This is a genomic window from Streptomyces sp. NPDC047706 (assembly GCF_043204795.1).
Classification (GTDB): domain Bacteria; phylum Actinomycetota; class Actinomycetes; order Streptomycetales; family Streptomycetaceae; genus Streptomyces.
Map to the genome: position 1 here is coordinate 1 of NZ_JBIDCW010000059.1, position 5,249 is coordinate 5,249.

The following is a 5,249-nucleotide window of genomic DNA, read 5'->3' on the forward strand; positions in this document are numbered from 1 at the left end:
GCAGGCGCCGATAGCCTACGAACAGCAGCCAGCTACCCTGACACTTGCCGCATGACTGCACGAACAGGTGTCCACTCCTCGGGGACAAGGCCCGGCCACCACTGGGCGGTGGCCATCAACGAGATGGGTGAGCTGGTCTTCTCGCGGAAACTTCCCAACGACGAGGTGGAGATCCTCCAGCTGATCGCCGCGGCCTGCGACGCAGCCGAGCACGTGCGATGGGCGGTCGACCTACGGGGCAAGACGGCCACCCTGCTGCTGGTCCTGCTCGCCGCGCACGGCCAGCAGGTCACCTACGTGCCGGGCCGGAGCGTGAACCGGGCCGCCGAGGGCTACCGCGGCGAAGGAAAAAAGGACGCCAAAGACGCTCTGATCATCGCGGACATGGCCCGCATCCGCCGGGACTTCACCACCATCACCATCCCGGCAGAGCAGATTTGCACCCTCCGGTTGCTGACCGCGAACCGACGGGATCTCATCGCGGACCGGGTCCGGCTGGTCAACCGGATGCGCGACCTGCTGTGCGGCATCAGTCCGGCCTTGGAGCGAGCCTTCGACTACGCCCGCTCCAAGGGAGCGGTCATACTGCTGACGCACTATCAGACACCGTCCGCTCTGCGGCGCACGGGCGTGAAACGACTGACCACCTGGCTGGAGCGACGCAAGGTCCGCAGTCCACAGAAGCTGGCGCAGAGGGCCGTCGAAGCTGCCGACCAGCAGCACACTGCCCTGCCGGGCGAGGCCCGCGCCGCGGCCCTCCTGGGCGAGCTGGCATCCCAGCTGCTTGCACTGGACGAGCGGATCGCGGCCAACGACCGGGAGGTCCGCGAGACGTTCCGCGACGACGAGCGGGCAGAGATCATCGAATCGCTGCCCGGCATGGGCCCCATCCTGGGTGCCGAGTTCGTCGCCATCGCCGGTGACCTGTCGTCCTACCGTGACGCGGGCCGCCTGGCCTCGCACGCCGGCCTGGCCCCGGTTCCGCGCGACTCCGGGCGCCGGACCGGCAACCTGCACCGGCCCAAACGGTACGACCGGCGACTGCGCCGGGTGTTCTACCTCTCCGCGCAGAGCGCCATGCAGTACCCCGGCCCCTCCAGAGACTTCTACCTGCGGAAACGAGCCGAGGGCCTGCGGCACGTCCAGGCCGTACTCGCCCTCGCCCGGCGCCGGGTCGACGTGCTGTGGGCGATGCTCCGCGACCATCGCCTCTACGCAATCACCCCTCCGATCGCCCCTGCCCACAGCAGCTGACGCGGCGTGCCTCCCGGGGCTTGACGGGTCATTGAGATTCAACGACGACAACCTGTGCCCGGCGTGCCGATAGACGACTTGGTGGCAATCGTCGTGGTCGGGGCGACCCGGAGCCGCCGGCAGGCAGGAGGCCTGGGCTTGATGGGCGAGGTCGGTCGTCCGGTCTTTGACGGTTCCTCAGGACTCCGCTAATCTTCATGCCGAATCAGATATCAGAGTTTGCATGTAGGGAGTGGGTGGGATGTTGCTGACGACCGGGCAGGCCGCGGAGGAGCTCGGCTGCGCGATCACCACGTTCCGCCGCCTCATCGCTGCCGGATTGCTGCCGGGCCTGTCCCGGCGCGGCGTGCGCGTCATGGTCCCGCTCGAGGTCGTCCAGGCCCTGCAGACGCGGCGGCAGGCGCCGCTCGATCGACTGCCGGTCCGCGAAATCGCCGTCCTGCGGGTGGATGCGGCCCGGCGGACGCAGGAACCGGAACGCTCCTGGCTCGGCTTCGCCGCCGACCTCCCGTCGGAGGACCTGCTCAAGGCGCTGCGCGGCTGGTGGCGGTGCGACCCGGCGAGTGTCGCGGCCGGGGGAGTGCTGCCGGTCACTTTGTCCGGCTACGTGGTGGCCGTCCTGACCGGCCTTCAGCGGTGGGAGAAGAACTCCGAGGGCCGCCATGCCTTTCCCGATGCCTGCCTGGCCGGCTACGTCACCGACCTGGCCATCCCGCACACCCGCCTCACCTCCCACGCCGACGGAGACCGGCAGCTTGCCGAACAACTGCTGGGCACGCGGCTGGCATCCCACTCGGGCGGAGCCCTCGCCTACGTTTCCACTCACGCCACCGTCGACTGAACTCGGCCCGGACAAGGAACGCCCGATGGACGCACAGAGCTACAGCGCCGCGCTCGCCGACCTGCGCACCGTGCGGGACCAGATCAAAAAGATTCGGGCCGCACTGACGAAGCAGGAAGCGGACCGCGACAAGCTGATCATCCAGCTGGCCTCCTACCCGAAGGCGAAGGCCGAGCGGATCGCCCCGGCGGCCGGACTGGGCGTGGCCGACGTGGTCGCCCTCGCCCCGGCCCTGGCCCCCGACAGCCTCGCTGTGAACGACGCCCTGCAGCCGGCGGCCGAGCCGTCCACCATCCAGGCCACCCCCGAAGCCGTACCGCCCCCGCCGCAGCAGGCAGCGGCTGTCCCCGCGATGACCGCTGCCGCCGCGCGACCTGCTCCGCCAAAGGCTCCCGTCGAACCCGCAGCCCCGCAGGCGCCCACAGCGCCTCAGGCGCCACGGGATCTGCCCTCCATCCCCGCAGGGGCCAGCGGCGATGCCTGGCTCGCGCCTACCCCCGGGCTGGCCTCCGCCCGGCCCAACTTCACCCAGCAGGCCCGCTCCACCGTCTTCCTGGACACCACCACCGGGATCCTGGTCCACCGCAACCAGACCCACCACCTCGACCTTGCCGACCGGTCGGCCGCGGACCTCCTCACCGCCGTCTTCCACACCATCTCCGAGGGCGTGGAACGCATCTACATCACCGCAGGCGACCCCTGGCACCGTGACGCCGACCGCCACCCCTACCTGCGCGACGCGGTCGCCGCCTGGCTGAACGGCCCCACCCCGGGCTGGCGCACCGACACCGGCCGCGGCCGCGACCGGATGGCCGGGCACTTCGTCCACGCCCGCAACCCCGTCGGCCGCTACCAGCGCGACAACAGCGATCACCATGTGGAGATCCGCTCGGTGGGGGAGTGGTTCGACGTCGACGGCGACGACCCGGCAACCGTCCGCGACGCGTTCGTGCTGCTGTGGCAGGCCCTGCGCCGCCACTGGCCCGATGCGGTCCTTATGGGCTCCCCGTCCCAGACCGGCCGCGACCTGTGGACGCGCACCATCCCGCAGCGCGGCCAGCACGCCGAGGGCTTCCCCGTGCTGTCAGAGGAACTGCGCGGCCTGCTGCACGCCACCGCAGGACAAGGCCGCAACGAACTCATCACCCCGCCCCATGTCCCCGAGCAGCTGCCCCAACTCGTCGAGTACGACCGCACCTTCGCCTACGCCAAACACACTTGGAAGTCCCCGGTCGGCACCCCCCGCCGCATCACCGCCCACACCTTCGCCGCCTGGAGCGAGAAGGAGCAGATGCGCGCCCTGTACGGGTGCGGGCACTGGCAGGTCCGGGTCACCGTGCCGGACGGCTGGAACCACGTCGGCCTGCTGCCCGCCCCCGCCCCCGGCGACCGCGCCTGGCACTACCCGGCCGAAGGCGGCACCACCTTCACCACCTGGGCCGGTGGTCCCGAAATCCACACCGCCCTGACCAACCCCCTGACCCCGTGGAAGATCGAGATCCTCGACGGCATCCTCTGGGAGGACGGCAAACCGCTGGACGACTGGGCCAAGAAACTCAAGGAGACCTGGACCAACCTCTCCGCCCAGGCCCACTTCCAGGGCAATGCCCAGCAAGCGAGGGCCGCCCACCTCGCCTCCCGCGCCGTGCGCTCCATCCTGCTGTACGGCATCGGCTCCTTCGCCCAGCGCCCCCGCATGGTCACCGGCACCACCCCCCGCACCCTGGAACGCGACGTACCGCCGGACGCCGAAATCATCAGCTTCGACAACGAACTGATCACCTGGCAGAAGCCCACCGGCTTCGCCCGCGACCCCAACGCTCACCCCGAATGGGCCGCCGCGATCTGGTCCGGTGCCCGCGCCGCCCTGCTCACCCAGCGCCACCGCGACGACGACACCTACGCCGGAGCCCTGCACACCTCGCCCGGCACCGTGATCGCCTTCCGCACCGACGCCCTCTACCTCACCCAGCCCCACAACTGGCCCTACCACCATCAGCCCGGCGACTACCTGCTGCGCGGACACCTCACCGGCCCGCTGGTGGCGCCCACCACCGAGGAAGAGCTCCTCACACTGCGCAACGCCGGGCGTGCCGCCCTCACCACCGGCCAGGAGGCCTGATGCCGCCCCGCCCCCGCTCCCGGCGTCCCAGAGGGCAGGGCGAGTTGAACGAAGCGGCCCGCCTCGCTGACCGGCTCCAGCGGGCCGGCTACACCAAACGCGACATCGCCCGCATCATCGACCGCGACCCGTCATTGGTCTCGCAGTTCTACACCAAGAACAAGGGCGCGGCTTTCGTCACCGCCCTGCGCGAAGTCCTCACCGCCGTCGAAGCCGGAGGCATCACCGACCTGCCCGAACTCGCCGCCATCGCCGCCCGCCACACCCAGCGGCGCACCACCGCCTCCGGCGCCCGCGCCCGGGTCCGCGGCAAGGCCGTCCTGATCACTCCCACCGGCTCCGGTACGGGCCGTGTCGGTGCCCAGGCGATCGCCTCCGGCTCCGCCCGATTGCGCCCGCTGATCGCCGAGGCCGCCCGCCAAGGCCTGCGCCTGGCCTTCACCGTCCGCCTGGCCAAGACCGGCTACGTACATCCGTCCGGCAGCCGCACTGATTCACCCGGCATCCGCCGCGACGTCATCCAGCGCGCCGACCACACCGAGGAACGCTCTTACGGCTCCGCCCAGACCGGCGGCTTCGATGCCGCCGACTTCGCGCTCCGCGTCGATGCAGCCGGCGGCGATGTCACCGCCGCCGTGCACCAATGGCTCGTGGAGACTGGACGCATCCACCCGGACGCCCAGATCATCCACCTCGAAGTACGCACCTGGCGGCCGCGCTGAGAGGGCTCGCCGCTCCGCACGGCGCAGCTGCACCGCCGTGTTGCGCCGGGGCCCGGCCGGCGAACGATGTAATGGGCGCGGGGCCCGCCAAGGGGGCGTTGCTGCACGATCGCAATGGGTGGGGCTTAACGGGGTGCTGGCCCTCGGGGTGTTGTCAGGCGGACTGCTGCGGAGACTGCTCGCCGGGTGCGGCCGTCTCGGCTGCATCGGGGGCGGGGACCTGTCCCCGAGTGGTGGACACCTCTGATCCCGGCCCCGGCAGGGGCCGGGTAGGAGGCATCTTTTATGGTGATGAAGGTCTACTCGCCCG

The 5,249-nt window shown here is 70.8% G+C and carries 4 protein-coding genes; all 4 read left to right on the forward strand.

Annotated elements, in window-relative coordinates; genetic code table 11:
• Positions 1-51 precede the first annotated feature (51 nt).
• The 4 genes from ACGF8A_RS34415 (at position 52) to ACGF8A_RS34430 (ending at position 4,939) form a co-directional block, all read left to right on the forward strand.
• Positions 52-1,254 carry an IS110 family transposase gene (locus ACGF8A_RS34415; protein WP_393114753.1) on the forward strand — a complete coding sequence of 401 codons (1,203 nt, stop codon included), beginning with the start codon at positions 52-54 and terminating at the stop codon, positions 1,252-1,254.
• A gap of 241 nt (positions 1,255-1,495) precedes the next feature.
• Positions 1,496-2,095 carry a helix-turn-helix domain-containing protein gene (locus tag ACGF8A_RS34420; RefSeq protein ID WP_282690065.1) on the forward strand — a complete coding sequence of 200 codons (600 nt, stop codon included), beginning with the start codon at positions 1,496-1,498 and terminating at the stop codon, positions 2,093-2,095.
• Between the two features lie 25 nt (positions 2,096-2,120).
• On the forward strand, positions 2,121-4,217 hold the full coding sequence (locus ACGF8A_RS34425) for a hypothetical protein (protein WP_393114756.1): 2,097 nt from the start codon (positions 2,121-2,123) through the stop codon (positions 4,215-4,217).
• A complete protein-coding gene (locus ACGF8A_RS34430) occupies positions 4,217-4,939 on the forward strand; it encodes a helix-turn-helix domain containing protein (RefSeq protein ID WP_393114758.1) in 723 nt (240 codons plus the stop codon). The genes ACGF8A_RS34425 and ACGF8A_RS34430 overlap by 1 nt, the downstream gene beginning before the upstream one ends.
• Positions 4,940-5,249 lie beyond the last annotated feature (310 nt).

What these genes read in the sequence shown, in the direction of transcription:
- ACGF8A_RS34420 (WP_282690065.1), top strand. Translation starts at nt 1,496, where the DNA reads ATGTTGCTGACGACCGGGCAGGCCGCGGAGGAGCTCGGCTGCGCGATC.
- ACGF8A_RS34415 (WP_393114753.1), top strand. Translation starts at nt 52, where the DNA reads ATGACTGCACGAACAGGTGTCCACTCCTCGGGGACAAGGCCCGGCCAC.
- ACGF8A_RS34430 (WP_393114758.1), top strand. Translation starts at nt 4,217, where the DNA reads ATGCCGCCCCGCCCCCGCTCCCGGCGTCCCAGAGGGCAGGGCGAGTTG.
- ACGF8A_RS34425 (WP_393114756.1), top strand. Translation starts at nt 2,121, where the DNA reads ATGGACGCACAGAGCTACAGCGCCGCGCTCGCCGACCTGCGCACCGTG.